The sequence below is a fragment of the Saprospiraceae bacterium genome (assembly GCA_016714025.1).
Classification (GTDB): domain Bacteria; phylum Bacteroidota; class Bacteroidia; order Chitinophagales; family Saprospiraceae; genus Vicinibacter.
The window spans coordinates 347,466-373,112 of record JADJOB010000001.1 but is presented as its reverse complement, the minus strand read 5'-3'; the positions used below and the strand labels follow the sequence as shown (position 1 = coordinate 373,112).

General features: G+C 37.3%; 22 protein-coding genes and 2 tRNA genes. 12 read left to right on the top strand and 12 right to left on the bottom strand.

The annotated features are described in order from the left end of the window. Positions 1 to 12: 12 nt before the first annotated feature. Positions 13 to 1,482: a glyceraldehyde-3-phosphate dehydrogenase gene (locus IPJ80_01455; protein MBK7912147.1), complete on the top strand. Its 1,470-nt coding sequence runs from the start codon at positions 13 to 15 to the stop codon at positions 1,480 to 1,482. Between the two features lie 2 nt (positions 1,483 to 1,484). Beyond that, complete coding sequence (locus tag IPJ80_01450; GenBank protein MBK7912146.1) at positions 1,485 to 3,032, top strand: hypothetical protein; 1,548 nt, start codon at positions 1,485 to 1,487, stop codon at positions 3,030 to 3,032. Here the strand turns inward: IPJ80_01450 and IPJ80_01445 are convergent, their stop codons facing one another. Then, the gene (locus tag IPJ80_01445) at positions 3,033 to 3,221 is read right to left on the bottom strand and encodes a hypothetical protein (GenBank protein MBK7912145.1); all 189 of its coding nucleotides are present in this window, start codon (positions 3,219 to 3,221) and stop codon (positions 3,033 to 3,035) included. A 175-nt stretch (positions 3,222 to 3,396) separates the two neighbouring features. Continuing rightward, positions 3,397 to 3,981, bottom strand: a complete 585-nt coding sequence (locus IPJ80_01440; protein MBK7912144.1) for a threonylcarbamoyl-AMP synthase — start codon at positions 3,979 to 3,981, stop codon at positions 3,397 to 3,399. Between the two features lie 206 nt (positions 3,982 to 4,187). On the opposite strand from IPJ80_01440, the gene IPJ80_01435 reads away from it, so the two are divergent. After that, the gene (locus tag IPJ80_01435) at positions 4,188 to 6,446 is read left to right on the top strand and encodes a gliding motility-associated C-terminal domain-containing protein (protein MBK7912143.1); all 2,259 of its coding nucleotides are present in this window, start codon (positions 4,188 to 4,190) and stop codon (positions 6,444 to 6,446) included. A 77-nt stretch (positions 6,447 to 6,523) separates the two neighbouring features. Further along, positions 6,524 to 6,895, top strand: a complete 372-nt coding sequence (rplS, locus tag IPJ80_01430) for a 50S ribosomal protein L19 (protein ID MBK7912142.1) — start codon at positions 6,524 to 6,526, stop codon at positions 6,893 to 6,895. A gap of 299 nt (positions 6,896 to 7,194) precedes the next feature. On the opposite strand, the gene IPJ80_01425 is transcribed toward rplS, so the two are convergent. Beyond that, positions 7,195 to 8,835, bottom strand: a complete 1,641-nt coding sequence (locus IPJ80_01425; protein ID MBK7912141.1) for a M1 family metallopeptidase — start codon at positions 8,833 to 8,835, stop codon at positions 7,195 to 7,197. Then, the gene (locus IPJ80_01420) at positions 8,835 to 9,683 is read right to left on the bottom strand and encodes an SDR family oxidoreductase (GenBank protein ID MBK7912140.1); all 849 of its coding nucleotides are present in this window, start codon (positions 9,681 to 9,683) and stop codon (positions 8,835 to 8,837) included. Before IPJ80_01420 ends, IPJ80_01425 begins: the two co-directional genes overlap by 1 nt. Positions 9,684 to 9,786: 103 nt before the next feature. Between IPJ80_01420 and IPJ80_01415 the strand changes: the two genes are divergently transcribed. From IPJ80_01415 to prmA, 4 genes are all read left to right on the top strand, one after another. Continuing rightward, on the top strand, positions 9,787 to 10,140 hold the full coding sequence (locus IPJ80_01415) for a hypothetical protein (GenBank protein MBK7912139.1): 354 nt from the start codon (positions 9,787 to 9,789) through the stop codon (positions 10,138 to 10,140). A 1-nt stretch (position 10,141) separates the two neighbouring features. Beyond that, positions 10,142 to 11,596, top strand: a complete 1,455-nt coding sequence (locus tag IPJ80_01410) for a GWxTD domain-containing protein (protein MBK7912138.1) — start codon at positions 10,142 to 10,144, stop codon at positions 11,594 to 11,596. A gap of 280 nt (positions 11,597 to 11,876) precedes the next feature. Next, positions 11,877 to 12,752 (top strand): bifunctional methylenetetrahydrofolate dehydrogenase/methenyltetrahydrofolate cyclohydrolase FolD, encoded by an 876-nt coding sequence (gene folD / locus IPJ80_01405; protein ID MBK7912137.1) that lies wholly within the window; start codon positions 11,877 to 11,879, stop codon positions 12,750 to 12,752. Positions 12,753 to 12,754: 2 nt separating this feature from the next. Continuing rightward, positions 12,755 to 13,597 (top strand): 50S ribosomal protein L11 methyltransferase, encoded by an 843-nt coding sequence (gene prmA, locus IPJ80_01400; protein MBK7912136.1) that lies wholly within the window; start codon positions 12,755 to 12,757, stop codon positions 13,595 to 13,597. Here prmA and IPJ80_01395 read toward each other — a convergent pair. The 5 genes from IPJ80_01395 to IPJ80_01375 all read right to left on the bottom strand — a co-directional run bounded on the left by IPJ80_01395 (position 13,560) and on the right by IPJ80_01375 (position 16,278). Beyond that, complete coding sequence (locus IPJ80_01395; GenBank protein ID MBK7912135.1) at positions 13,560 to 14,162, bottom strand: Maf family protein; 603 nt, start codon at positions 14,160 to 14,162, stop codon at positions 13,560 to 13,562. The two genes, prmA and IPJ80_01395, sit on opposite strands and share 38 nt — an antisense overlap. After that, positions 14,152 to 15,069, bottom strand: coding sequence for a UbiA family prenyltransferase (locus IPJ80_01390; protein MBK7912134.1), 918 nt, complete (start codon positions 15,067 to 15,069; stop codon positions 14,152 to 14,154). Before IPJ80_01390 ends, IPJ80_01395 begins: the two co-directional genes overlap by 11 nt. After that, positions 15,063 to 15,557 (bottom strand): HAD-IIIA family hydrolase, encoded by a 495-nt coding sequence (locus IPJ80_01385; GenBank protein MBK7912133.1) that lies wholly within the window; start codon positions 15,555 to 15,557, stop codon positions 15,063 to 15,065. The genes IPJ80_01390 and IPJ80_01385 overlap by 7 nt, the downstream gene beginning before the upstream one ends. Before the next feature lie 119 nt (positions 15,558 to 15,676). Beyond that, positions 15,677 to 15,925 (bottom strand): Fe-S cluster assembly protein IscX, encoded by a 249-nt coding sequence (gene iscX / locus IPJ80_01380; protein ID MBK7912132.1) that lies wholly within the window; start codon positions 15,923 to 15,925, stop codon positions 15,677 to 15,679. Between the two features lie 11 nt (positions 15,926 to 15,936). After that, positions 15,937 to 16,278 (bottom strand): 2Fe-2S iron-sulfur cluster binding domain-containing protein, encoded by a 342-nt coding sequence (locus IPJ80_01375; GenBank protein ID MBK7912131.1) that lies wholly within the window; start codon positions 16,276 to 16,278, stop codon positions 15,937 to 15,939. 141 nt (positions 16,279 to 16,419) lie between these two features. Between IPJ80_01375 and IPJ80_01370 the strand changes: the two genes are divergently transcribed. Further along, the gene (locus IPJ80_01370; protein MBK7912130.1) at positions 16,420 to 19,050 is read left to right on the top strand and encodes an AAA family ATPase; all 2,631 of its coding nucleotides are present in this window, start codon (positions 16,420 to 16,422) and stop codon (positions 19,048 to 19,050) included. 2 nt (positions 19,051 to 19,052) lie between these two features. Here IPJ80_01370 and IPJ80_01365 read toward each other — a convergent pair whose 3' ends face one another. Further along, entirely contained in the window at positions 19,053 to 19,862 is an 810-nt protein-coding gene (locus IPJ80_01365; GenBank protein MBK7912129.1) for a class I SAM-dependent methyltransferase, read from the bottom strand. A gap of 32 nt (positions 19,863 to 19,894) precedes the next feature. Between IPJ80_01365 and IPJ80_01360 the strand changes: the two genes are divergently transcribed. Then, positions 19,895 to 22,738, top strand: a complete 2,844-nt coding sequence (locus IPJ80_01360) for a CRTAC1 family protein (GenBank protein MBK7912128.1) — start codon at positions 19,895 to 19,897, stop codon at positions 22,736 to 22,738. Positions 22,739 to 23,127: 389 nt separating this feature from the next. Here IPJ80_01360 and IPJ80_01355 read toward each other — a convergent pair. Together IPJ80_01355 and IPJ80_01350 are read right to left on the bottom strand one after the other, a co-directional pair. Then, a tRNA-His gene (locus IPJ80_01355) sits at positions 23,128 to 23,201 on the bottom strand. A gap of 75 nt (positions 23,202 to 23,276) precedes the next feature. Further along, positions 23,277 to 24,053, bottom strand: a complete 777-nt coding sequence (locus IPJ80_01350) for a phosphopeptide-binding protein (GenBank protein ID MBK7912127.1) — start codon at positions 24,051 to 24,053, stop codon at positions 23,277 to 23,279. Positions 24,054 to 24,231: 178 nt separating this feature from the next. Between IPJ80_01350 and IPJ80_01345 the strand changes: the two genes are divergently transcribed. Beyond that, positions 24,232 to 24,316 (top strand) — tRNA-Ser (locus tag IPJ80_01345). Between the two features lie 547 nt (positions 24,317 to 24,863). Continuing rightward, positions 24,864 to 25,532: a helix-turn-helix transcriptional regulator gene (locus tag IPJ80_01340; GenBank protein MBK7912126.1), complete on the top strand. Its 669-nt coding sequence runs from the start codon at positions 24,864 to 24,866 to the stop codon at positions 25,530 to 25,532. Positions 25,533 to 25,647: the final 115 nt, after the last annotated feature.

Below are 25,647 nucleotides of genomic sequence, written 5' to 3'. Positions count from 1 at the left end.
AAATTAAATCCTATGTCTATCGTTAACCAAAACGAAAAAATTGAACTCGCACTAAAGGACTGGCGGGAAAAGGAAAAAAATGCACTTGAGTTAAGTAAAATCGTTGGCGACCTGCGTTTTGACCGTTCGATTGAATTGGTCATTTTTCGCAAGGATCTTTACGACGTGCGTCCCAGTCAAATTATCAGCGACCACCTCTTTGCAAAGAATTATATTGACAAACCCCTTGACCTTGATTTAAGCCTGGAGATTGCCCGCATTATTTTTAAAATGGATGAACTGGGCCCGTCACGGATAGACATTGGAAAATTAGCCTCCGAATGGGAAACACAGCAAAAGCATTTCGATAGCTTAGACCATTTTATAAAAGACCGTCTGCAATCGGGTTTGCAAATTGGTAATGTTGGATTTGAACCCAAAGACGTTGTTTTGTATGGATTTGGTCGAATCGGCCGATTGGTTGCGCGCAGATTGATTTCATCAACCGGAAGTGGCGAACAATTGCGATTAAAAGCCATCGTTGTGAGGGCAGGCATGAAAAATCAATTTGAAGAAGTGCATAAGCGATTGGCGCTTTTGGAAAGTGATTCAATCCATGGAAGTTTTCCCGGGGCTATTGAAGTAAGCCCGGACGGAACAGAAGCGATCATCAATGGAAATCGAATCAGAATGATCTTTGCTGCATCACCTGCGGAAATTAATTATGAAGATTATGGCATTCATGATGCACTCCTGATTGATAATACAGGAATGTTTGATACGCGTGAAAAATTATCCGCTCATCTTAGACCCGGTATTTCTGAAATAATTTTAACGGCTCCAGGAAAAGACATTCCCAACATCGTAGTAGGTGTCAACACCCAGGAAGCAGACAATGTAGATGAAAATATTTTTTGTGCAGCTTCCTGTACCACCAATGCAATCGTTCCAATTATTCAAGTAATAGATCAGGCATTCGGAATTGAAAAAGGACATTTGGAAACTGTTCATGCTTATACCAGTGACCAAAACTTGTTGGATAATTTTCACCGCAAACCGAGAAGAGGTCGCGGCGCACCGATCAATATGGTAATCACAAGCACAGGTGCAGCAAGTGCCGTTGCAAAAGTATTGCCTCATCTTAAAGGTAAATTAACCGGCAATGCCGTTCGCGTTCCGGTACCAAATGTTTCATTGGCAATTTTGAATCTGACTTTGGAAAAACCAACCAACCTGGAAGAAATCCTTGCCAAATTGCGTCATGCAAGTCTGTATGGGGATTTGGTTGAACAACTTCAGTATTCAACTTCAAACGAATACGTTTCCAGCAATGCAGTAGGTACTACCTGTGCTTCTGTTGTAGATGCACCGTCCACCATCGTTTCAGCAGATGGAAAAACAGTGACCATTTATGCCTGGTATGATAATGAATTTGGATATACCTGTCAGGTTGTAAGACTTGCAAAACACGTAGCTAAAGTGAGACGCTATACGTATTACTAGCCGTGAGCACCAACTTGGATACATATAAAAAATGGCAACCATTTTTATTGGGTTTGTGTGCAGCAATCGGTCTGATAGCTGGCATGAATATGCGACAAGTTCAAAAACCATCCGTTGAAACCAATGCGATCCAATTAAATTCAATGGATCGCATTCAAAAATTTGCGGATGTCATGGGTTATATTCAATCAAAATATATTGATAGCATTGATTTGGAAAAAAGCACAGACCTTGCTTTGGATGCATGGCTTGCAAGTTTAGATCCTTACTCAGATTACATTCCATCGAGCGAACTCAATTCATTTTCGAATCGAATGAATGGCACCGATGAGGATTTTGGATTGGATTTGGTAGTTGCTGATTCAAAAATAGTTATTCAAAAGGTTCGTGAAGCGAGTGATGCAGCTGCCGCAGGGATGCAAGCCGGTGATCAAATTAAATTGATCAATGGTTTGCAAATCAAACCCGACATGTATTATTTAGATTCATTAATTGATTCCATTTTAGAATCAAATCAGGATAGTATTGAAATTGCATGGTATAGTCATGAATTTGCACGGGAACAAAATTCAAAAATTGGTCTGAGTCCTTTTAAAGACAATGCTGTAGGACTTTCTTTCAGTCCTGAAAAAGGAGTCGTGTATTTGAAATTAAAAATCTTAAACAAAGAAAGTTACAGAGAATTTATGAATGTTTTGGAAACCTATGTTTCCGGAAAAAATTGCAATCGCCTGATCATAGATTTACGCGGAAATGCGGGCGGCCTGGTTCATGAAGCAGCTTATATTCTCAATCAACTCATACCGGAAAAAGATATTTTATTGTTTAAGACGCAAGGATTTAAAACTGCTGCAAAGGAATTTAAATCAACGGGAAAACCTTTTTTTAGATTAGATAAAATAGTAGTGTTGGTTGATAACGAAACAGCTTCTGCCGCAGAATTGATTGCAGCTTCTCTTCAAGATTTGGACCGTGCGACCATAGTCGGTCAAAATACGTATGGCAAAGGCACTGTGCTCGAACAATACAGCTTACCGGATGGATCTGCAATCCGCCTGGCCGTAAGCAGATTCAGTACCAATTCCGGAAGACTCATTCAAAAACCGTATGAAAATTCAGAAGAGTATAATTATTTGTCAAATCCTGAAAATTCAGGGGAGGCCATTTATTATAGTAGAAAAAAAAGAAGATTGGCTACAAATAAAGGGGTCGTTCCTGATATTGAATTAGATGCAACAAACTCTGCTTTTGATTCTACCCAACAATTAATTGCAATACCAATTATTGCAGGACATATCCATGAAATAAAAAAACTAGTAGCAAATCCAAAGGAATCTTTGAAAAGCAATAAGCAATTGGATTTGATTCTAAAAAATGAATTGTCAAAAGCAAAGACAAAATATTCCGGCATCCGTTGGAATGAAGAACAAATCATCCAAACTTGTCATGCAACAATTTTATTGTGGTTGTTTGGTGAATCCACCTTTCAGGAAGAACGATTAAAAACAGATCCGGTTTTTCAACGAGCTTTGCAAGAATTGAGAAATTAATTAAGAAAGAAGAATCGCCACGAATGCACGAATTAAGGACGAATAAATTTTATACTTCGCATCTCCCTTCTTCCATTCGTGTTCCATTCGTATTCCATTCGTGTTCCATTCGTGCATTCGTGGCATTTCTTCCATTCGTGTTCCATTCGTATTCCATTCGTGCATTCGTGGCATTTCCTCCTTCTTCATTCGTGTCCTCTATTCGTGCATTCGTGGCAATTCTTCCTTCCTCTATTTGTCCTCCATTCGTGGCAGCTCGTTTATTCAGTTTGACTTCAATTCAATAATTTTTAGAGACTAAAATTTCAATTGCAATCAGTTTATAAAAACTACACAGTTTTTTTCGAGAATCTATTCATCAGAATTACATCCTGATGAATTCCAATTCCCCTTCCGGATCAAATCGTATGATAGAGCTTACTTGATTTTTTGAAGTATCATCTTGTCTGTATTTTACAACATAATCTACTTGTTGTATGAGTAAGGGATCAATTTCTTCAAAATGAGTAGGAGCATCGACCCCGTTGAAATTTGCCGAAGTAGAAACCAGGGGCCCCTTAATTTCTTGAATGAGTGCCTTGCAGAAAACATCCTCACAAACACGAATGGCTATGGAACCATCCTGTGCAGTAAATCGGGGATCTAAATTCTTTGCATTCTTGTAGATGACTGTTAAGGGTCTTTTATGAAAACCCATTAGCGTTTCGACCCGGGGGTGAATGTAATCGATGTATTTTTTTAACATATCTATCGAGTCTACCAAAAGGATGGCAGCCTTGTTTCCGGGCCTTTTCTTAATTTCATACAATCGCTCCAATGCTTCAGGAAAATCCGTTGAGCAGCCCAAACCCCATATCGTATCAGTTGGATACAAAAGCACCTTCCCATCTTTTAGACACTGGACTGCACTCCAGAAATCAGTATTTTCATCATTTAAATTGAAATTCATCCAACAAATTTAATTTTGCATAATATATGGAAATTGTAAAGATCAAAGAAAAGCTTCAAAAATTTAAATGCCTTGAATAAAGCCCTTTTGGGGCAAATTAATTCAGTTCATTATGAGTTTTTGAATCGTTCATTTAAATTAGTTTTACATTATCATAACCAATTAACGCTAGAATTCGTTTAGTTAGATATAATCACAGGGAAATTTTGAGACACTTTCTACTATTATTGGTTTTTTTAAGTCATACCATGCTGTTGAATGGCAAACACATCATTGGGGGAGATATGTCCTATCGGTGTTTAAGCGTGGATACAGTCAATAAGTTTGTCAATTTTGCGGTGACCTTAAAAATGTATAGAGACTGTTATGCCTTTCAGGCCGCAGAATTTGACCAACAGATTAAAATAGGGATTTATGAGAAATTGCCCAATGGTTTTTATAGAAATGTCAAGAAACTGGATCAAGTATTATTAAAATCACCCATTGTTAAAATAAATGCTGATGAAGATAATCCTTGTTTGATAGTACCGGAGAATGTCTGTGTCGAGGAAGGTACCTATGAATTTCAAACCGGAAATTTGCGAATGAGTACCAATTCCTATTACATTGCTTACCAACGATGTTGTCGGAATGAAACCATTTCCAATATCCTAAACCCGGGAATGGATGGTGCTGCGTTTGTAATCGAGATTACTCCCGAAGGTCAGCGGGTTTGCAATAACAGCCCTCGATTTAAAAAATTTCCTCCCATCGTAATTTGCATCAACAGTGCGTTGAATTTTGATCATTCCATCATTGATGCGGATGGCGATTTAGTGACCTATGAATTTTGTACACCCTTGGTTGCGGGCGGACAGGATGGCACCCTCAACGGAAGTGAAATGTGTTATGGTGTAAAACCAGATCCGTTTGGCTGTCCGCCGCCATTCAGCACCGTGAATTTCAGAACTCCGATATATACTGCAAATACTCCGCTTGCCGGAAATCCGGTAGTTTCAATAAATCCTTTAACCGGATTGATTACAGGTAAACCCGAAATCCAAGGTCAATTTGTGGTGGGTGTTTGCATCCGGGAATTTAGAAATGGAATTCTGCTTACAGAAACCAGACGGGATTTTCAATTTAATGTGACCTATTGTGAACCAAAAGTGCATGCAAAACTGAAATCTGATTCAATACTCAGTGATAAAAAATTTATTATCAATCTCTGTGGCAAAACAAGCATTGATTTTGAAAATTTAAGTACCGATGTACAATACATTAGAGCCTATGATTGGACTTTTAATATCGGAGGTGTAAACCAAAAAGAAGCCCAAAGAAATGCGCGTTTTACCTTTCCTGGATTGGGTACGTATTTTGGAAAAATGGTTTTAAATCCAGGCAGTGAATGTTCGGATTCGGCTGATATTCAAGTGAATGTTTTTCCTGAAATCCGTGCCGGTTTTGGGTTTACTTACGATACCTGCGTTGCCGGACCGGTCTCTTTCTCAGACAATTCATTTTCAGGAAGTGGGCAACTAACCAATTGGAATTGGAATTTTGCTGGTGCTGGAAATTCGATTATTAAGGATCCAAGCTACCTGTTCAATACCCCTGGATTGAAATCAATCCGGCTTCAAGTTCGGGATATCAATGGATGTTTGGATGATACAGTGGCTACAATTTCCTATTTTCCGGTACCTCCTTTGTTGATCGTAGAACCTTCGACCTTTGATGGCTGTACGCCATTAAACGTGTGTTTTAAAAATCTTTCGATTCCTATCGACACGACCTATGACATTTTATGGGATTTTGGGGATGGGCAAACCAGTTCAGAAATTTCACCCTGTCATAGTTACAAAACCGGTGGTGTGTTTTCAGTTAAGCTCCAGATAACTTCACCCATAGGATGCTATATTGAGAAAAACTACCCCAATTGGATAAATTCTAGGCAGTCTCCGAATGCAGACTTTAGTTTTACCCCGGATAAATTTAATTCATTTCAAAAAACGGCCAGCTTCACAGATCTTTCAACTAATAGCAACAGCCGGTTATGGGTTTTTAACCTAAGTGATCGAAGCGTGTTGCTTAACCCAATTTATACATTTAGAGATACGGGTCAACAAAGGATCCAACTGATTGCCATAAATAACAATGGGTGTCGCGATACTTTGACTCAATACATTGATGTAGAGCCAATTGTGACCTATTTTATGCCCAATGCCTTTACACCAAACGGTGATTCAAAAAACGAGCAGTTTTTAGGCTCAGGGATTTTGGATGGCATGAGATCGTTTGAAATGAGTATTTGGGATCGTTGGGGTGGCCAGGTTTTTAAAACCAATGACCCCCTGGAAGGATGGAATGGCCGATTTGATAATTCAGGCAATAATTTGCCGAATGGCGTTTACGTATACGTAGTTCGATATACCACGCCTAGAAATCAACTCATCGAATTGAAAGGATTTGCCAGTTTGATAAGATAAATTAGGCTAAATTTTTAGAATTTCAGGTAAAAACTATATCTTTGCGACTCTTTTTAAAATCCTTAAACTAGAATATCATGGATTTGCTCAAATATGTACAGGACACATTAATGGACACCAGCCGGATCCCTGAATTTTCTTCAGGAGATACCGTCGTAGTCAGCTATAAAATTATCGAAGGAAATAAAGAGCGTATCCAGGATTACAGAGGAGATGTAATCAATGTCCGTGGTGAAGGCAAAAACAAAACCTTTACAGTTAGAAAAGTATCCAGCGGAGTTGGTGTAGAGCGTATTTTTCCATTTTCATCTCCCAATATTGCAGAAATTAAAGTGGTAAAAAAAGGACGCGTTCGTCGTGCCAAATTGTTCTACCTGCGCAAATTATCTGGTAAAAAAGCACGTATCAAAGAACGTACCTTGGCTGTCAAAGAAAGCACCGAGGCTTAATTGATTCCAAAAATCAGTAGCCAGGGATTAGTGTTCTGTGGTCAAAAAATTCTAACAAGCTAATAAGCTAATAAGCTAATAAGCTAATAGCCCTTCAGTCCTCCAGCCCAAAATCAGTGTTTAGGAAAAAGTGGTCAGTGGTTAAAAATTTCTAACAAACTAACAAGCTAACAAGCTGATAAGCTATTAAGCTAACAGCCTAACAGCCTAACAGCCTAACAGTCTAACAGTCTAACAGCCGTTCAGCCTTTCAGCCCTTCAGCCCTTCAGCCCTTCAGCCCTTCAGCCCTCCTCCTCACCTAATTTTCAATCGGTAACACTTCCACCAGGGATTGATTGTTTACTCCTTTAATGTTTTTAAACTTTTTACGGAATTCAATATTGCGTTCTTTGGTTCCGGCTTCAAGAGGGATGACCCGACCATCAATACTGATTTCTATTGGGATTTCTAATTTTTCTTCAGCAGCAATTAATTTATAAATGATTCGAGTCCGGTTGCTGTCAGCTTCTACTTTGATTTTTAATTTTGGAATTTCTGCATGATAAAAATACTGTTTAAAAAATGGCGTAAAATCTTTTTTTGTATAATTGTTTACATAATTAAAAAAAGTTTCACTGTCGATATTTTTATATTTATAGGTATTGTAAAATCCTTTGATCAGTTTAAACCAGGTACTGTCATTTTTAATTGCAAAACGCAAGGTCTGTAAAGCCCAACTTCCTTTGTAATACATATCTGAATCAGGAAATCCTTGATAATTTACATCGCGTGGTCCGATTAATGGATGTTTATTTTGGATCATGGACCGTTGACTATCTAGGTATTTCAGTGCTTCCTTTCTTCCAAATAAATATTCAACGTATAAGGATTCCAGATAGGTTGTAAATCCTTCATGGATCCACATATCAGCATGGTCTTTGCAGGAAACTGCATTTCCAAAATACTCGTGACCGCTTTCATGGACAATGATATAATCAAAATTTAAATTTTCTGGAATCCGTCCACCCAAATAGCCACGCTGGTAATTGTTTCCATATGCAATGGCACTTTGATGTTCCATTCCTAAATAGGGCGATTCTACCAAAGCATAGCCATCATTCCAGAAGGGATATTTATCAAAAAAATGTTCGTAAACTTCCAACATTTTTTTAGCCTGTTCAAAATGATTGCGGGCTTTCTCAACATTATAACTCAAAACATAATAATCCAATGGCAAAATGGATCCATCAAGTGCAGTGTATTGATCGCTAAAATGGCTGTAATCACCGATGTACAAACTCACATTGTAGTTGTTGATTGGATAACTCACTTTCCAATGATAGGTTTTATGCGTTTTATCCGCATCCGTCACTTTTGAAAGATTCCCATTTGAAATGGCCATCAATTCGGAGGGTACGGTAATGTGAATTTCCATCCCTTTCTCAGGTTCGTCTGAGAGATGGTCTTTGTTTGGCCACCATAAGCTAGCGCCGGTACCTTCGCAAGCAACACCCACCCAAGGTTTACCATTCTGATCTTTAGACCACACAAATCCTCCGTCCCAAGGTGCATTCTTTGCTACTTGTGGTTTTCCATCATAATAACATTTGAAAACAGCCTGTTCACCCTTTTTTAAATTGGTTTGAACCAGAATGGCATCATAGCTCCTTTGAAATTTTAATTCACGGCCACCTTCTGTTATTTTTCGGATATTCATTTTTTCAAAAAGGTCAATCTGCAGAACAGACAGCGCTTCGTTTGCAGATAAGTGGATTTCACAGACCCCTTTGAGGCTCTGATTATTAATATCTACAGCTACATCCAAGTCGTAAAAACTAACATCGTAGTTTCGTTCGGGCCTCAGTGAACCGCGAAGACTGTCTTTCAGACTAAACGAATTCTGACAAATTGCCGTTACACTAAAAAGAAAGAAGAGAAAAATTGCAGATAGGTATTTCATCAGACAGGCCTTATTTTTTTGTTATTGGACTTTAAATTTCTATTAACCAGATAATCAGCCCATTTATCAGGCAAAATTTTTGCCAAAAGTAAGAACAGAAATTTGTTTTTGTGGATCAGGTATCGGGTTTTAGGTTTCGTTGACAGTAGCGCATCCAGAATAGGCTGATTTAAAATGTCCGGAGACATGGCATTTTCTTCCATTTGTTGAATGATATCTGTAGCTTTTAGAAGATATTGTGCAAATAATCCCCCTTTATAATCTTCCGAAACGCCTAAATGTTTACTCCAGATTGCGGTTCGAATGGGTCCGGGTTCTATAACAACTACTTCAATTCCCAATAATTTTAATTCTCTTCTAAGGCTATCTGATAATCCTTCCAGGGCAAATTTGGATGCAGCATAACTTCCTAAAAAGGGTGAAGCAAATAAACCTGAAACCGAACTCATGTTTATAATTCGGGAACCCGGTCCATTTATTTGCAATAGGGGCATCAATTTTTGGATGAGCAACAAATTTCCAAATACATTAACCTGAAATTGATATTTGATCTTTTCCATCGGAACTTCGGTCAAAGGGCCTGGTATGGCTTGACCTGCATTATTAATTATGGCATACAGTCCCTGATTTCCTACGATTTTTTGAATTTGAATTGCAGCAAGCTCAATGGAATGCTCATTAGCTAAATCCATATACAATTGTATAAGTCCATTGGTTGATTTAGTCAACCCTTCAGCCAGATCACGATCCCGATGGGTCCCAATAACCTGAAATCCCTCATTTATTAAAAATTTGCTTAGATACAAACCAATCCCAGATGAAATTCCGGTAACAACTACAAATTTCAAAGTATTAATTTAGATGTAAATTTATCGAAAATACGCATCTTTAACGGGACTGCTTATCTTTACCAATCCAAGCACTAGCATTATTTGATCAGAGCCAATCATCATGCGATTTTTTTTATTTATTTCTGTCTGCCTGTTCCTAACTTCCTGTGTAAGTGATACTTCCATTAAACAAGACGAATTGATTGGAAAATGGATTGTGATTGAAGCCCTTCGAAATAATAAAAAAACGAATACGCTGGAAGGTGCCTTTTTCTATTTTGACCAACACATATTAACTACCAATTTTATGGGTGGCGAAAATCAGGCTGGCTATCAATTGGCAAAAAATGTATTGCAATTAACAAAAGGCATGGATTATACGTTTCACTTAGAAAGGACTCCGGAGTTGGGTGTAATTGTTATGAAAACAAAAATTCAGAAAACGGAATTCCTTTTCAAATTAAAGAAAGAATAGGATGAACAATTGGATAGCCTGGTTTCTTTTTCTCCCTAGTTTGCTGATGAGCAATTCTAAAGAGGGTATAGAGGCCTTTGTTCAGTCCAATGTATTTTACACCACCGAGTTAAGCCCCTACCTAGAAATCAGATTGCACATTTTAGCAGATCGATTTACCAAAAAAATCGAACGGGATAGCTTGTTGTCTATTGAATCTCAGGTAACCCTGATTTTGAGAAAAGACAGCAACATGGTTAAAGCAGAACGTCTCTTGCTAAACTCAACTCCTCAAAAAAATTTGCACGATATAATTCACCTCGTTCGGTGGCAGCTTCCGGCAGGAAATTATATTTTGGAAACTAAAATCGAAGATCTGCGGGATACAAGCAGGGAGTTGAGCTTGTTAGATTCTATTGAAATAAAAAACATTCCCCTAAAACCCCATGTCTCTGGTTTGCAATTGGCTTCAGTTATCAGAGAATCCAAAGACACTATTAATTTATTTTATAAAAATGGTTTTATAAGCGAACCTTTGCCTTACGCAGTATATAAAGAAACACAAAAGTTGCTTGGTGCATATTTTGAAACATATCATTGTGATAAACTTGGAAAACGATTTTTCTATAAATTCAATTTATCCAAGCAAGATTCAAGTGGAAATTTTATAGTCCAACAAGAATGGCACAAAGCACGCAATGCTCGAAATTTTGATGCGTATTATCTAAAACATGATATCAGTAATTTAACCAGTGGGACTTATCGCTTAACAGTTAAATTATTGAATGAATCTTCCAAAGAAGTAGCAGAATCATCTGTTGAATTTAACCGTGTGAATCCATTTTGGGATAAAATTGCTAAGTTAGTTGCAAGCAAAGTTGAAGATCATCAGTTTTTTGATACTTTATCTGAACCAATTATAGACTACAGCTTGCGGGCGATGTATCCCTTGATATCAAGCCTGGATGTCGATATCCTCAATAATTTTTTTAAGGATAAAAAATTAGAGGAAAAAAGAATTTTTCTCTTTGCCTATTGGAGTGATCAGGCCGACACAGCGAGAATTGCTTTTGATAAATTTTTAAAATACATTCGAAAGTTGGATGCCATGTTTTATTCAGGCTTTGGCTATGGTTTTGAAACCGCTCGGGGAAGTATTTATTTACGATACGGAAAACCGGATGAACAAATCGCTGAAGACAAAGACAACGGAGCTTTTCCTTATGAAATTTGGAAGTACAATAAAATTCTTAAAACAGGCCAAACCAATGTAAAATTTTTATTCTACAATCCGGATCTGGCTGGCAGCGATTTTCGTTTACTGCATTCAACAGCCCATGGAGAAATACACAATAAGAATTGGGAACTCGAACTCTATAAAAATGCCCTTCAGGAAGTGCGTGGCAACAATCCGATCGATGCCAACACCATTCCAGATGGATATAATCGCAGAGCCCGCGAATACTTCTATAATTGAAGTATTTATAAAATCTGCCATCATCAAAGCGATCTTTAATTTATTTAAAAAATTCACGCTATCTTAGGTAAGGACAAGCTTTTAATATCCACTGACAACGAACACCTATCAACTATTTTATTTCTCGCAGAGACGCAGAGACGCAATGGACAACTAAAAGCTCTTACTATCACCTAACAATTAACAACTATCAACTATCAACTATCAACTATCAACTATCAACTATCAACTATACTCCTATATTTGCACCCAAAATTAAATTCCCAATAATTCAAACCCTATGCTTCTATTAGACGGCAATAAATTATCGACGATTATAAGAAAGGAGATCTTGGCTAAAGTCATCCAGTTTTGTCAGAATGACATTCGGCCACCTCATTTAGCAGCGGTCATCGTTGGGGATAATCCTGCCAGTCAGGCTTATGTAAGAAATAAAATGCGCGCTTGTGAAGAAGTTGGTTTTGCTTCCAGTTTGATTAAGAAACCACATTCAACTACCCAAGCCGAATTATTGGATATTATTGCCAAATTAAATGAGGATGATCAACTGGACGGTTACATCGTGCAACTTCCATTGCCCAGACACATCGATGAACATGCAATAAATTTGGCGATTAATCCGATAAAAGATGTCGATGGATTTCATCCCAATAATTTTGGCAAAATGGCTTTGGGGTTTAAAGCATTTCAACCTGCTACGCCTATGGGAATTATGATGATGCTTGATCGATATCAAATTGATACCGAAGGAAAACATTGCGTGGTGTTGGGTAGAAGTAATATTGTCGGCACACCCATTGCTTTATTAATGTCAAAAAAAACCAAGCCAGGCAATGCAACCGTGACAATCGCACACAGCCGCACATCCAATTTAAGGGAAATTTGTTTGAGTGCGGATATATTAATTGCGGCTTTGGGAATTCCAGGTTTTGTGAAAGGAGACATGGTTAAAGAAGGCGTTGTAGTAGTCGATGTTGGTATCAATAAAATGGAGGACCCGGGAGTACCAAAAGGGTATCGATTGGTTGGTGATGTGGATTTTAATGAAGTTTCCCGAAAAGCAAGCGCCATTACACCCGTGCCCGGAGGCGTAGGTCCAATGACCATCACGGCTTTATTGGAAAACACCTGGAGTGCCTACAGTAAAGTGTATTAACCATGGTGGATTGCATTTCGTATCGCATTGAGACCAGTACCGAATCTTTTGATTTATTACTTGCTGTTTTATCGGAGTTGGGGGCAGATGCCTTTCAGGAACACGAAGATGCATTGGAAGCTTTTCTGGAAGGGGAAGACCTCTTGCAAAAACAAACAGCAATTGAAACTTACTTAATAGAAAATAAGCTTGTTTTTCATAGAATCGAGCATCAACGAAAAGACTGGAATGCTGAATGGGAATCAAATTTTATTCCATATACCATTGAAACAAAATTAATCGTTCGAGCTCCATTCCATTCTGAAGATCCAAATTATAAAGAGGAACTTATCATCTTTCCAAAGATGGCATTTGGGACGGGACACCATGAAACCACTTCCATGATTTTATCTTATATAGTGGATCAGGATTTTTCCAATAAAAAAGTCCTTGACTTTGGTTGTGGTACAGGCATCATTGGCATTCTTACTGCCAAACATCATGCAGATCAAGTGATTTTTATAGACAATGATCCTTTATGTATCGATAATACCCAGGAAAATTTACGATTGAATTTTGTTGAAGGTGCTCAAGTACTTTTAGGATCTGCAGATTTAATTCCAAAAATGGAATTTGATTTGATCATAGCCAACATTACACGAAACATTTTATTGGATACCTTGCCCACATTGTCTCAACATTTGAAACAAAACGGCCAAATCATTTTATCAGGTTTTCTTCATCAGGATTTGGATGATATGAACCATCAAATACACGCAGTTAGTTTAAATTATAAAAGCCACATGCAAAAAGGAGAGTGGATTTGCATTATTGCGGAAAAACCAATGCCCCTTCAAAGGATTTAAGTCCTTCATAAACCAAATCAGTTGGTAAGCCCATAATGTTTGCCTGACTACCATGTATATGAGAAATTTTACATAGTCCAATCCATTCTTGCACAGCATACGCTCCCGCTTTGTCGTAGGGTTTATACTGTGCTATATACCAACAAATTTCTTCGTGATTTAAAGGACGTAAATAAACTTCGGAACTCCCGGTAAACGCTATTTTTTTATGGTGGTCCTGGAGACATACCCCTGTATAAACGAGATGTTTTTTACCAGATAAATGAGCCAACGTAGTATATGCTTCATCAAAATCGGAAGGTTTGCCAAAAACCCGTTCATTAAGTACTACAATTGAGTCAGCAGTTAATAAGATTTCATTCGGTGCGATGCTGTGAATGGCATGCTTTGATTTGTTTTCAGCAATATGCTGAGCGACTTTAAATAACGGCAGATCATCCGGATAGCTTTCTTCAAAATCAAAACTCCGCTGTTCAAACCAAAATCCGGATTCCAGCATCAATTGAAATCTCCTTGGAGAGTTAGATGCAAGAATTATTTTTCTTAAATTAATTTTAGAATTCATACAATATGCAAAATAGAATTAATCCTGATAGCATTAAAAATTTTAAGGATGCACTGACATGAGCAAAATCATTTTGTTGAAATGACTTAAATAATTTAAATGAACAATAACTTGCCGGTGCTAATGCAAATGCAACGGCTAGCACTTGATTGAAGCTTGTGGGTTGTCGAATCATGTCTAGAACCAATACCGCGTCCAATGCTAGCATACACCACAAGGTCATCTTTTTTGCAGTTGGGATTCCGTAGTAAACGGCCGTACTTTGGCATTGTTGGACTTGGTCCGGAATAAAGTCTTCCAGATCTTTACAGAGCTCACGGCACAAATTGCAAAGCATTGCAAATATTCCAAGCATTAAGAACCGGTAATTCAACTGAGCCCACAAAGAATAATCGAGCATTCGTAAATCATTTAAATTCTCACGAAATGCAAATGGGATAAAAAGCAGCGCAAGCCCTGTAAAAGCGGCTACAATTAAATTGCCCAATACAGGAAAACATTTCAATTTGTAAGAGTAAATCCAAAGTAAAAAAACACTGATTGGATAAATCCACCATAACATTGTTTGGTGGCTTGTCAGGGCTAAATAAAAACTAATAGCTGCACCGACTCCAATTAAACTTATATAGAGTATCCAGCAAAATTGCAAGCTAAAATATTTAGGAATAATAAAATAGGATTCCTGTGTTGCGTCTATATGCCGATCATAAATTGCATTGATCACATTGCCGGATGCACAAACTAGAGTAAAAGCCAGCATGAGTAATAAAAACTGATTGAAATTTAAAGTCAATTCATCTGCGTCAAAAAATGGAAGGATTAAACAACGAAACACTAAAAATTGACTCCAGGCCAGAATAAATAAATTAGGCAATCGAAGCAGGCGATTCCAGGCTTTGATTACCATGAATCCTGTGCTTGTAAGATTTTTTCAATGATTTCGCGGACACAGCCATTGCCACCGGTTGCAGAAGCGATGTATTTTGAAACAGAAATAATTTCCGGGACAGCATCGGAGGGGCAACAAGGAAGTTCTACAACACGCATGATTTCAAGATCCGGCAAATCGTCTCCTACATAGGCACACACTGAATGATCTATATTCCATGATTTCAAGAGTTGATTCAGGACTTCCAATTTATTTTCAATCCCAAGGTAAATTTCCCGAACACCCAATAATTCAAAACGTTTGCGGGTGCCTTCTGAACGACCTCCTGAAATTATCCCGACGTGAAGGCCTGCCTGGAGAGCTAGTTTAATAGCATATCCATCTTTAACATTCATGCTACGTAAAAATTGACCTTCTTCGGTTACCAGGATCTTATTATCGGTTAAAACCCCGTCTATGTCCATTACGATTGCCTTGATTTTTGGAAAAAGCTGATATACATTCATGCATTAAAGGTATATGAATCTCGAATATTCATTTAGCTGGTAAATTATAAATATCGATTTTCTCTGCTAAAAAGGAATAATATTTATTGAAAGGACTGCAGGTTTTGTTCTACAACAAATTACGAATTATTATCCCGCCATTCATAGACCCATTTGGCTTGTATTTGCTCCAGATGAGCCTCGCTGCAGGCGTCGCGATGTCCTTCAAAATTTGGAATTTCCAAAACCCATTCTATTAAATCGGTGAAACGAATTCTGTATATTTTACCTTCATTAAATTCACTTCCAAAACGTTCATATAAGGCCATTGCGATGTCTTCATGATCTGCCCAATGAATAGGTAAATTTTCAATTTCTTTAAATGACATGCTTGTAGGTATTAATGTTCGTGTCCAATAATTCTTTTTTGGTCAGGAATCTCAACTTTGATATCTGCTTGTTCGTCCAGTAAAATGCATTGGCATGCCAAACGGGATTCCAGCCTGGGATTGATTGCCCGATCTATAAAATCTTCTTCTTTGTCTGAAATGGATTCTAAAAAGGACTCTCCGGAATGGATATAAACATGGCAGGTTGAACAGGCGCAAACGCCACCACAATTATGATTGAGATGAATATCGTGTTCTTCAGTGATTTCCAGGATCGATTTATCCAAAGCAGGGCACTCGACCACCCGATCGGCTATGAGCTTGTCCTCAAAAATAAAATGTATTCTAGCCATTATAAAACTGAAAGCTTAACACGAAGTCCGCTTAAAAGTTCATTTTTTATGGAAATTCAGGATTTTTTAAAAAATTGACTGAACCATCCTTTTTTGAATAAATGTGTTATATATTTAATCTTGAATCTGGTATAAACCAAAATGGAAGAAGAAATTAAAATTCCCGAAACCAAAAAATTTAAGTTTAAAGAACTAAAGGTTTACGCATCTACAGAATGGCTGGCAGATAATAAAAAAAAGTACCGCCAGGTATTTGATCGATTTGATACGTCCTATATCTATGTCGAACTATCATTTATTAATAAATATTTTGACAAGGAATCCTGGGAGACTGACATTGAATTAAAATGCTTTAGTTTAATTAAAACCAAGAAAGAAGTTTGCAATCTCAGCTTCCGGCGTAAGATTTCAAAATTTGATCATACGGTGTTTATTCGGGAAGGTTGGGGTAATAAGAAGGAAGGCTCTTTTTGGAAGAAGGGCAGTTATTATTGGGAAGCCTGGATGGATGGAGAAAAAATAGGGAGTAAGTATTTTTATATTGAAGATCCTGGAGTCTCTAAAACTGAAACCGACAGACCTTATATTGAATTGCAATCTCTTAAATTGTATGAGGGTCCTTTTGAAGATGTTTCTCAAGAAGAACGGAATTATGTAAAAACATTTAACGGGGAAGAAACCAGATATATCTATGCAGAATTGGTCCTGGACAATAAAAGTGTTCAAGCACATTGGCAATGCGAACTCTTTGTGAAGTTTTTAAATGAGTCTCGTGAATTAAAAGGACAAGTAACCCGTTTGGTTCCGGTACGCAGAGAAGATGAGAAAATACTTATTACAGCTGGGTGGGGCTCTAATGTGAAAGGATCCTGGTGGGAAGGTTTATATACGGTTGAAATAGTATTTATGGAGCGCCTTTTGGCTGTGATGCCTTTTGAGGTGGCTTTTGAGTTTGAAGAAGGTATTGCTCCTATAACACTTCCGCATATATCTGATCCCATCGTATTGCCAGGGATCGAACCCGATCAATCTAAATTGGAAGACATCTTATCTGAGTTAAACCAATTAATCGGTTTACAGGATATAAAGAGAAAAGTAAGCGAACATGCGCAATACGTTAAATTTTTACAACTAAGACAAGAAAAAGGAATTCGGGAAGAAGAAAAATTGGCTTTGCATTCTGTGTTTTATGGAAATCCCGGAACAGGTAAAACGACTATTGCCAAAATGATGGGTCGTTTGTATCGCAAGATGGGCGTGCTTTCAAAAGGACATGTTTATGAAGCGGATCGTGCAGAACTGGTTGGAGAATATATTGGACAAACCGCACCAAAAGTCAAAGAAGTTATTGAAAAAGCAAGAGGCGGCGTTTTGTTTATTGATGAAGCCTATGCTTTGGCAAGAACCAATGATGACAGCAAAGATTTTGGAAGAGAGGTAATTGAAATTCTTGTAAAAGAAATGTCAAATGGACCTGGTGATCTTGCAGTCATCATGGCGGGTTATCCCAAAGAAATGCGCTATTTTCTGGATTCAAACCCCGGCTTAAAATCCAGAATTAAATTGTATTTTGAATTTCCTGATTATTTGCCACAGGAACTTTATGAAATCGCAAATTTTGCAATGATGCGTAAAGGGGTTCAATTTAAATCAGATGCTGTGGAAGAATTACAGCATCTTATTCTCGAAGCCTATCGCAACCGCGACAATACCTTTGGTAACGCACGTCTTGTTTTCGATCTCGTGGAAAAAGCAAAAATAAATCTTGGAATTCGGGTGATGTCAAATAGCGCACCTCAGGAATTGGAAGTGGAATTATTAAGTAGCGTTACCCTGGAAGATGTGCAAAAGATCGAATTAGAACCTGTGCATGTTAAACCATTAATTCCAGTAGATCAGGAATTATTGCAAACTGCTTTAGTTGAATTGGATCAACTGGTAGGAATTGAAAAAGTAAAAAAAGAAATCCGAGAATTGGTTCGCATTGTTCAATTTGCCCGTAAATCAGGTAAAGAAGTATTAAATCAACATTTTCTACATACGGTGTTTCTGGGAAATCCTGGAACCGGAAAAAGTACCGTTGCAAGAATATTAGCAAAGATTTACAAAGCCCTTGGAATTTTAGAACGTGGTCACATGGTTGAAACCGATCGCCAGGGTTTGGTAGCAGGATACATTGGCCAGTCTGCAATTAAAACTGCAGAAAAAATTGAAGAGGCTATGGGTGGCGTTTTATTTATTGATGAAGCTTACTCACTCAGTTCCGTGAATCAACAAAACGCTGATTACGGAAGTGAGGTCATTCAAACCCTCCTGAAACGGATGGAAGACCAGCGTGGACAGTTTTTTGTCTTTGTAGCTGGATACACAGATTCTATGGAGCTCTTTTTAAAATCAAATCCTGGATTAAGCAGTCGCTTTGATAAGATTCTAAAATTTGAAGACTATTCCGAAGAGGAATTGTTTATGATTGCAATGAAAATGTTTTCAGATGTCAACTTGCATATCAGCGATGCAGCAGATACCCATTTGCGTGCTTATTTAGCCTATCTATTTGATAGTAAAGACAAGTTTTTTGGCAATGCCAGGGTGATTCGTTCGATATGTGAAGAAATCATTCGCTTCCAAAATATTCGTCTTTCCAATTTAAGTGAAAATGAGCTGCTAAAAACAAATCAAACGATAATTGAATTAGAAGACGTTTTGTCGTTTGTTCCGGGAAAAGACAGAAGGGATGTATTTAACAGACCTCGTTTAGGTTTCATGAAATAATTTCAGATAAATTTTTGCCAGGGTTTATAATACACAGGGATATAACTAAAGCATCCTTTTGTTAATTTTTTTGATTTAAATAATAAACCCCATCGCATCATTTCCAAACTGCAATGTATGGATGGGTGTCGACTCAATTCAATCCAGGCTTTATGCATTTCTGCTGACCAATGAATGTCATCTATTAGTAAGACTGCATCTTCTGTAAGCATATCAAGCAACTTATTAAAATTATCCAGGGTCGCTTGGTATCGGTGGTCTCCATCGATAAATACAAAATCAAACAAATTGGAACGGGGGTTATTTGATAAAAATTCATCAAATCGGGAATGCAAACAACGAGCAGAATTCAGTTCATAGTTTTGAAATAATCGGTTTGTTGATTCAGCGAGCGATGAATTTCCTTCAACGCTGGTATGAATACCGTATTTATTAGCCAGGGCCATACTCAAACCACTCATTCCGACAGATGCGCCAAGCTCCAAACTATTTTTAGGCTTAATAAAAGTAACCAATCGATACAAGCACTCATAGGCTGTCAAGGTATGTCCAGATTTCTTATACATAGCACCAATGCTCAGTCCTGCTTGTTGATGCGTTTTTGAGAAATCATTTTCAGCAATCAAATTATAATTTGATTCTAAGGATTTTGATGCCTCATGGATTTTTATAAAATCATAATAATTTCTGTCCGGATCATATACAAATTGTAGCAATTCAAACAAATAGGGTGCATGCATTTGATAAATGCTTTTGGCACTCAGATAATAGCGGCTATACAGGAACAGGCGTTGAATCAGTAGGGAGTTCAAATATTATAATTTTTTTAATATATTTGCATACTATGAAAAGCAAATTTAAGCTACACCCGATTCGTTTAACCTGCTTATCAATAATTTTATTGGTTTTGCAGCAGTTTATTTCTGCACAATCAATCTGGAACGAACACACTTTAGGTAAATCTTTTTTCAGTGGCATTGCAATCGCTGCTACAGATGTCAACGGAGACGCTACGGATGATTTATTAATTCTTGACCAGTCCAAAAAATTATGGTACGGAATCAATGACGGTTCAGCCCATTTTTTTTGGAATCAATTGCCATTTCATAGTCTTACAGCAGTCTATTCTATTAATGTTGCAGATATTGATCGAAATGGATACAATGACATCGCGTTAAGTGGAGAAGGAACACAAGTCCATATTTTATATCAATCAGCTACTGGATTTTCTGATAAAATTTCAGATGTTGATTATTTTTTCTCCCAGGCAGCTTGCTTTTTTGATATTAACCGGGATGGCTGGATTGATTTCACCATTTGCGATGACAATGCGGCATCACGGGTTTATCTAAATGATTCAACCGGTCAACTGATACGCAATAGCAGTATAATTAATTTGGAATTACCCGGTGTCGGGAATTCAGCAGGCAATTATGGCTGCATTTGGACCGACTTTGACTGGAATGGTATCCCCGATCTGTACATTTCAAAATGTAAGCCAGGAGTAAATGATCCGAGAGATCCCAGAAGACTCAATCTGTTTTATGTTTATGATAGTTTAACAAAATCTTGGAACAACCAGGCGGTCACTCGAGGATTAGATATTGGAGATCAAAGTTGGGCTAGCTTGTTTGAAGATTTTGACAACGATGGATTGACAGATGTTTTTGTTATCAATCATTATACTCCGTGTAATTTGCTTAAGCAGACTGCAGATCATCGATTTGAAAATGTTACGGCAAGTACTGGTTTGGAATACAATGGAATCGCCCTGCAAGCAGTTGCTTTTGATTATGACAATGACGGAGATTTAGACATTTTGCTAACAGGCACAGGTACCGAATTGTGGCAAAATCTGGGCAGCTTTAAATTCGAAAAAATAGACATAGAAGCTTTCTCTCAGGCATTTTCGAGTTGCGCAACAGGAGATTTTAATAATGACGGCAGTCTGGACCTTTATGCAAGTTATGCAGATCTGTTAAATGCGCCTTCCAACAAACAAGATAAGCTCTGGCTTAATCCATCAAACGGAAATCATTATATAAAATTTAATTTTGAAGGGACTCATTCCAATCGAAATGGAATTGGGACGAAAATTAAATTGTTTGTAAATGGTAAGATTCAAATCAGGGAAGTTCATGCAGGTGAATCCTATGGAATTCAAAATAGTATGGCTGTTTATTTTGGATTGGCTAAGGCGTCACGTGTTGACAGTGTTTATATTTATTGGCCATCCGGTTTAGAAGAAGTTTTCTACAATTTAATTCCAAACACACAATATAATTTTTATGAAAGTGGATGTTATCAGATAGTAGATCGAACAAAGCCAAACAAATTATTCTTTTGTGGCACCATTGATACCAATTTAATTGCTGATAGTAGATTTCGGGATATTCATTGGAATACAGGAAGTAACTCATATAAGATCCAACTCGTTGAGGAAGGTGTTTATTATTATACTGCACGGGATTCTAATAATTGTTTTTTTATTTCAGATCCGGTTTCTGTGTATCTGAATCCAAAAAATCAAATTCAATTAAATCACCGATACACAAAATACTTGTGTTCAGGTGATGAATTGGAATTGGCATTGAACCCCGAAGAATCGGTGCGCTGGTCCACAACAGATAGCGCTGCATCGTTAACAATAAAAACAAGCGGATTGTATTATGCCATCCGACAAGGTTTTTGTGATCTGGAATATTCTGACACACTTAATCTACAGTTTTTTGATACACCACTTTCACCACAAATTATCCCCGATACAGCCTATAAATCAGGTCCCAGAATTTTAAATGGGGGCGCCGACTCTTGTTTATGGTTTAGAAACGAAGACGATTTGTTTCCAATAGCAAGTGGACCTTTTTTTACTACAGACAGTTTGTTGCAATCAACATCGTATTGGCTTGAATATTTTAATAGAAACAGATACCCTCATGTACACGGAGGATTAAAAACCCCAAGTTATAGTGCGTCACCCTACCATGCCAATTTTATTAATAATCAAATGTTGTTTACGGTTTATAATCCGGTGATTTTAGATTCTGTCACGGTGTACACAGATGACCCCGGTAAACGAATCATTGAATTATTAGATGCAAATGGTGTGGTGATTCAACAACAAGAAATAAACACGGTCAAAGGACGTAATCAGGTATTTCTTGGTTTTAATATTCCCCCCGCTGAAAAACCATATAAATTAACTACCAATTCAATACAAAACACTGCAATTTTTGGATCAATTAGTCCCAGATTGTATCGATCCGATCAGAATTTTTATTACCCATTTTTTATTGAAGATAAAATTCGGATCAATACATCAGACAAAGGAGATAGTTACTATTATTATTTCTACGATTGGGTAGTTCGCTCCAATGATTTGATCTGTAAAAGTGAACGAGTTGAATTTCCAGTAGTCTTGATTCCCGATGCCAATCAAGAAGTATTTGCTAAGAATCCAAAACTTTATATTAATTCAAATCATGAACTAATCATTGAAGGGATTGATGGGTTTTATCAGATTGAAATACTTAGAATAGATGGCAGTTTGTTGGGTCAATATATAAGCAGCGCAACAAGTAATCCGATTACTACCGAAGCCTTTCCACCAGGTTTATATTTTATAAGAATCAATGCTGCTGATTTGGATCAATCTGCTATCCGGAAAATTTTAATAACGGGTCATTGATTTAATTCGGCCTCGATAGGGATTCAAATTGAAACAAAATCAGAAGAAAACAATCCGATTCTTGTAAAAATTGCACCAAAACAAATTGAGACCCTTTTTAATATCCAATTGGGTTTATGGAATTGTTTCTCAGTTTTAATTCCATTCCGGCGGAGAATTCCAAATCAAATGGATCTAAACCAGTATTTTTCTTTTGATTTCGTAGTGAGCCTCAAAAGTCCAATAAAATCTTTGCAAATAAAATATTTTTAGCATAAGTGCGGTCATGCTTATATTGTGAATAAAAATATGTGTAAGTTCTTGATCTAGAAGAAATTTAGGCTCGCGATACTAAGCCAAAGAAAAATCTGGGTTGAATAAAAAAAGCCCCAAAAAAGGGGCTTTAAATGGGTGGATGATGGGATTCGAACCCACGACCCTCGGAACCACAAACCGATGCTCTAACCAACTGAGCTACAACCACCATGTGATTCTTAATAGACCGTTGAACGCTTTGGTTCTCCTGGTTTCTTAAAAAGGAATGCAAAGATAAACAAAATTATTTCTGACCCGGTTCTGCTTGTAGGGTAAAAGTTCGTTCTACTGGATTAAATGGGTTATTAACCAGAACACCCGCACTGTCTAATAAACTTAATTTAATTTTATTCTCACCCATTGGTAAACCTGTCATGTAATAGGGTTGCCATTTATCAATGATAAATTCCTTTTGATTGATTTCTGCTTTTACTTTAAACATTTGACCTAAACGACAATTAGCCAAATAAAAGTCAAGCATCACTTTTTTAGTGTCTTTTCCTACATAAGTTCCTTTAGGCCGGGAATAAAATAGCATGGGCATATCTACAGGGCTCAGTTTTTTAAAGGAGCTGTCTTTGACTTCTGCATGGATCAATACGGATGCCTTTGGGTTTTTGATACTTTCATGGTAAGAACGGGAAAGAAAGGCGAGTACATAATGACTGCCGTCTTCGATTTTATAGTGAAATTCGGATTCATATTTGGCTTCATAGGGTTTATTGTCCACAATTAAGTGAATGTGTTGACCTTTATCCGAGTTAGCGCACATTTTTTGAGGCGCATCCGGTGTTTGTTGCCCCAACTGATAATCCCCGGAAAGAGTGAATTTAAATTGCCCATCACGATAATCCATTTTACTAATGGCAGCATCATAAAATGCGGCTGAGGGTTCAAAAGCAACAAGTTGTATACTGTCCTTGGGCGCATCAGTTGGAACCTGAGCATTTTCAGTTTTAGATTTACAGGACAAAAGACAGCTCAGAAGTGTAAAACAAGAAAAAACGATCCAGTTTTTCATACTTATATAAATTAATAAGGCTCTAAAATTAAGGGGAATTCGTATAAAACAGCGGTCATTTGGCAGCTGTTAACGTTTAAATGGTAGAAAAGGACCGGGATCATCAATTTAGACAGTCAAGAATAGCAGGATTTTGTCAGGGAGATTATCTTTGTGCCCGCAAGCTGAAATTCAGCCAGGAGGAATGGCAGAGTGGTTTAACGCGGCGGTCTTGAAAACCGTTGACTGTAACAGGTCCGGGGGTTCGAATCCCTCTTCCTCCGCAACATTCGAATGCTGACGAAGCAAAGCTTGTCAGCATGCCGACATTCCAAAAGGAAATAATTTTTTAGAAAGAAAGTAAGGTGGAATCGTCGGCATCCCTCTTCCTCCGCAAAATTCGAATGCTGACGAAGCAAAGCTTGTCAGCATGCCGACATTTCAAACGGAAATAGTGTTTTGGAAAGAAAGTATTGTGGAATCGTCGGCATCCCTCTTCCTCCGCTTCTTATAGAATTAAATTTCGGATTGGTATTTTAATTCCCATACTTTTATGGCTTAAGTGTATCACTTTCAAAATCAGTAATTGCCTTAGTTATTTAACAAACAGCCCACAGAATTTTAAACTTTTAGTCCGACGTCTTTATAAAAATGAACTTTTTACATGCAAATTGTATTTTTACATATTAAACCTTCCAATTCTTCAATACGGGTTTTTATAAAATGTTTCACGAGCAACTGATTCGAACTGGATTAACATATTCCTTAAGAACCTTAGAGAGTTCTAAGGAAAGCCATTGCTCGTTAACAAGAAGTTCAGATAAACTAATCTTGCGTTGCCAATTTGCTCCTCAAGATTGTAATATTTCCTTAAATGACAGTTTGGCTACCTATGAACTGCAATTTGATTTCCACAATGAATTTTTGGAAGTTTACTCCAATGATTTTGGAGCATTAGATTTAGATCAATTTACCTTATTTAGCCACAAAGAAATCTGTTGTAATACGCAAATGGTATTGCACGATATTGTAAAGTGCAAATATTCGGGAATATTAAAAAGTATGTTTTTAGAAAGTAAGGCACTTTCATTGCTCTTGTGTTTTCAAAATGAGCAAAACGCCCTCCAGGCATTTTGCAACAGTTGTAAATTTTTATCCAAACCAATTGAAAAGGATAAAATATTAAAAGCAAAGGAAATTATTTTAAGCACTTTAGATAAACCATATACCATCCCTGAATTGGCCATGATTATTGGGATCAACCAATGCTATTTAAAAAAGGGATTTAAAGAACTTTTTGGTAAAACCGTCTACGATTTTGTGCAAGAACAACGTATGATGAAAGCCAGGTTATTACTAACTACCACCACATTAAGTGTTTCGCAAGTAGCCGACCAGATTGGCTTCTCAAGCCAAAGCAATTTTAGTGCAGCTTTTAAAAAACATACTGGAGTTTTTCCCAGTGATTTGCAACGGGTCCTGACTGATGCAATCTCATAATGTATTTTCCCGAAAGGGCTAATAATTTCCTTTTTTAATATATTGAATTGAACAAAAGCAATAGACCTTTGCTTTCGTTTAGAAAATTCTTTTTAAATAGTATTCTTTTATTCAT

Bases quoted from the DNA above. Each gene is read 5' to 3' on its own strand.
- IPJ80_01415 (MBK7912139.1), top strand. From the start codon at position 9,787: ATGCGATTTTTTTTATTTATTTCTGTCTGCCTGTTCCTAACTTCCTGT.
- IPJ80_01395 (MBK7912135.1), bottom strand. From the start codon at position 14,162: ATGAATTCTAAAATTAATTTAAGAAAAATAATTCTTGCATCTAACTCT.
- IPJ80_01410 (MBK7912138.1), top strand. From the start codon at position 10,142: ATGAACAATTGGATAGCCTGGTTTCTTTTTCTCCCTAGTTTGCTGATG.
- IPJ80_01360 (MBK7912128.1), top strand. From the start codon at position 19,895: ATGAAAAGCAAATTTAAGCTACACCCGATTCGTTTAACCTGCTTATCA.
- IPJ80_01370 (MBK7912130.1), top strand. From the start codon at position 16,420: ATGGAAGAAGAAATTAAAATTCCCGAAACCAAAAAATTTAAGTTTAAA.
- IPJ80_01445 (MBK7912145.1), bottom strand. From the start codon at position 3,221: ATGAAGAAGGAGGAAATGCCACGAATGCACGAATGGAATACGAATGGA.
- IPJ80_01375 (MBK7912131.1), bottom strand. From the start codon at position 16,278: ATGGCTAGAATACATTTTATTTTTGAGGACAAGCTCATAGCCGATCGG.
- folD (MBK7912137.1), top strand. From the start codon at position 11,877: ATGCTTCTATTAGACGGCAATAAATTATCGACGATTATAAGAAAGGAG.
- IPJ80_01425 (MBK7912141.1), bottom strand. From the start codon at position 8,835: ATGAAATACCTATCTGCAATTTTTCTCTTCTTTCTTTTTAGTGTAACG.
- IPJ80_01385 (MBK7912133.1), bottom strand. From the start codon at position 15,557: ATGAATGTATATCAGCTTTTTCCAAAAATCAAGGCAATCGTAATGGAC.
- IPJ80_01350 (MBK7912127.1), bottom strand. From the start codon at position 24,053: ATGAAAAACTGGATCGTTTTTTCTTGTTTTACACTTCTGAGCTGTCTT.
- IPJ80_01455 (MBK7912147.1), top strand. From the start codon at position 13: ATGTCTATCGTTAACCAAAACGAAAAAATTGAACTCGCACTAAAGGAC.
- rplS (MBK7912142.1), top strand. From the start codon at position 6,524: ATGGATTTGCTCAAATATGTACAGGACACATTAATGGACACCAGCCGG.
- IPJ80_01440 (MBK7912144.1), bottom strand. From the start codon at position 3,981: ATGAATTTCAATTTAAATGATGAAAATACTGATTTCTGGAGTGCAGTC.
- iscX (MBK7912132.1), bottom strand. From the start codon at position 15,925: ATGTCATTTAAAGAAATTGAAAATTTACCTATTCATTGGGCAGATCAT.
- IPJ80_01390 (MBK7912134.1), bottom strand. From the start codon at position 15,069: ATGGTAATCAAAGCCTGGAATCGCCTGCTTCGATTGCCTAATTTATTT.
- prmA (MBK7912136.1), top strand. From the start codon at position 12,755: ATGGTGGATTGCATTTCGTATCGCATTGAGACCAGTACCGAATCTTTT.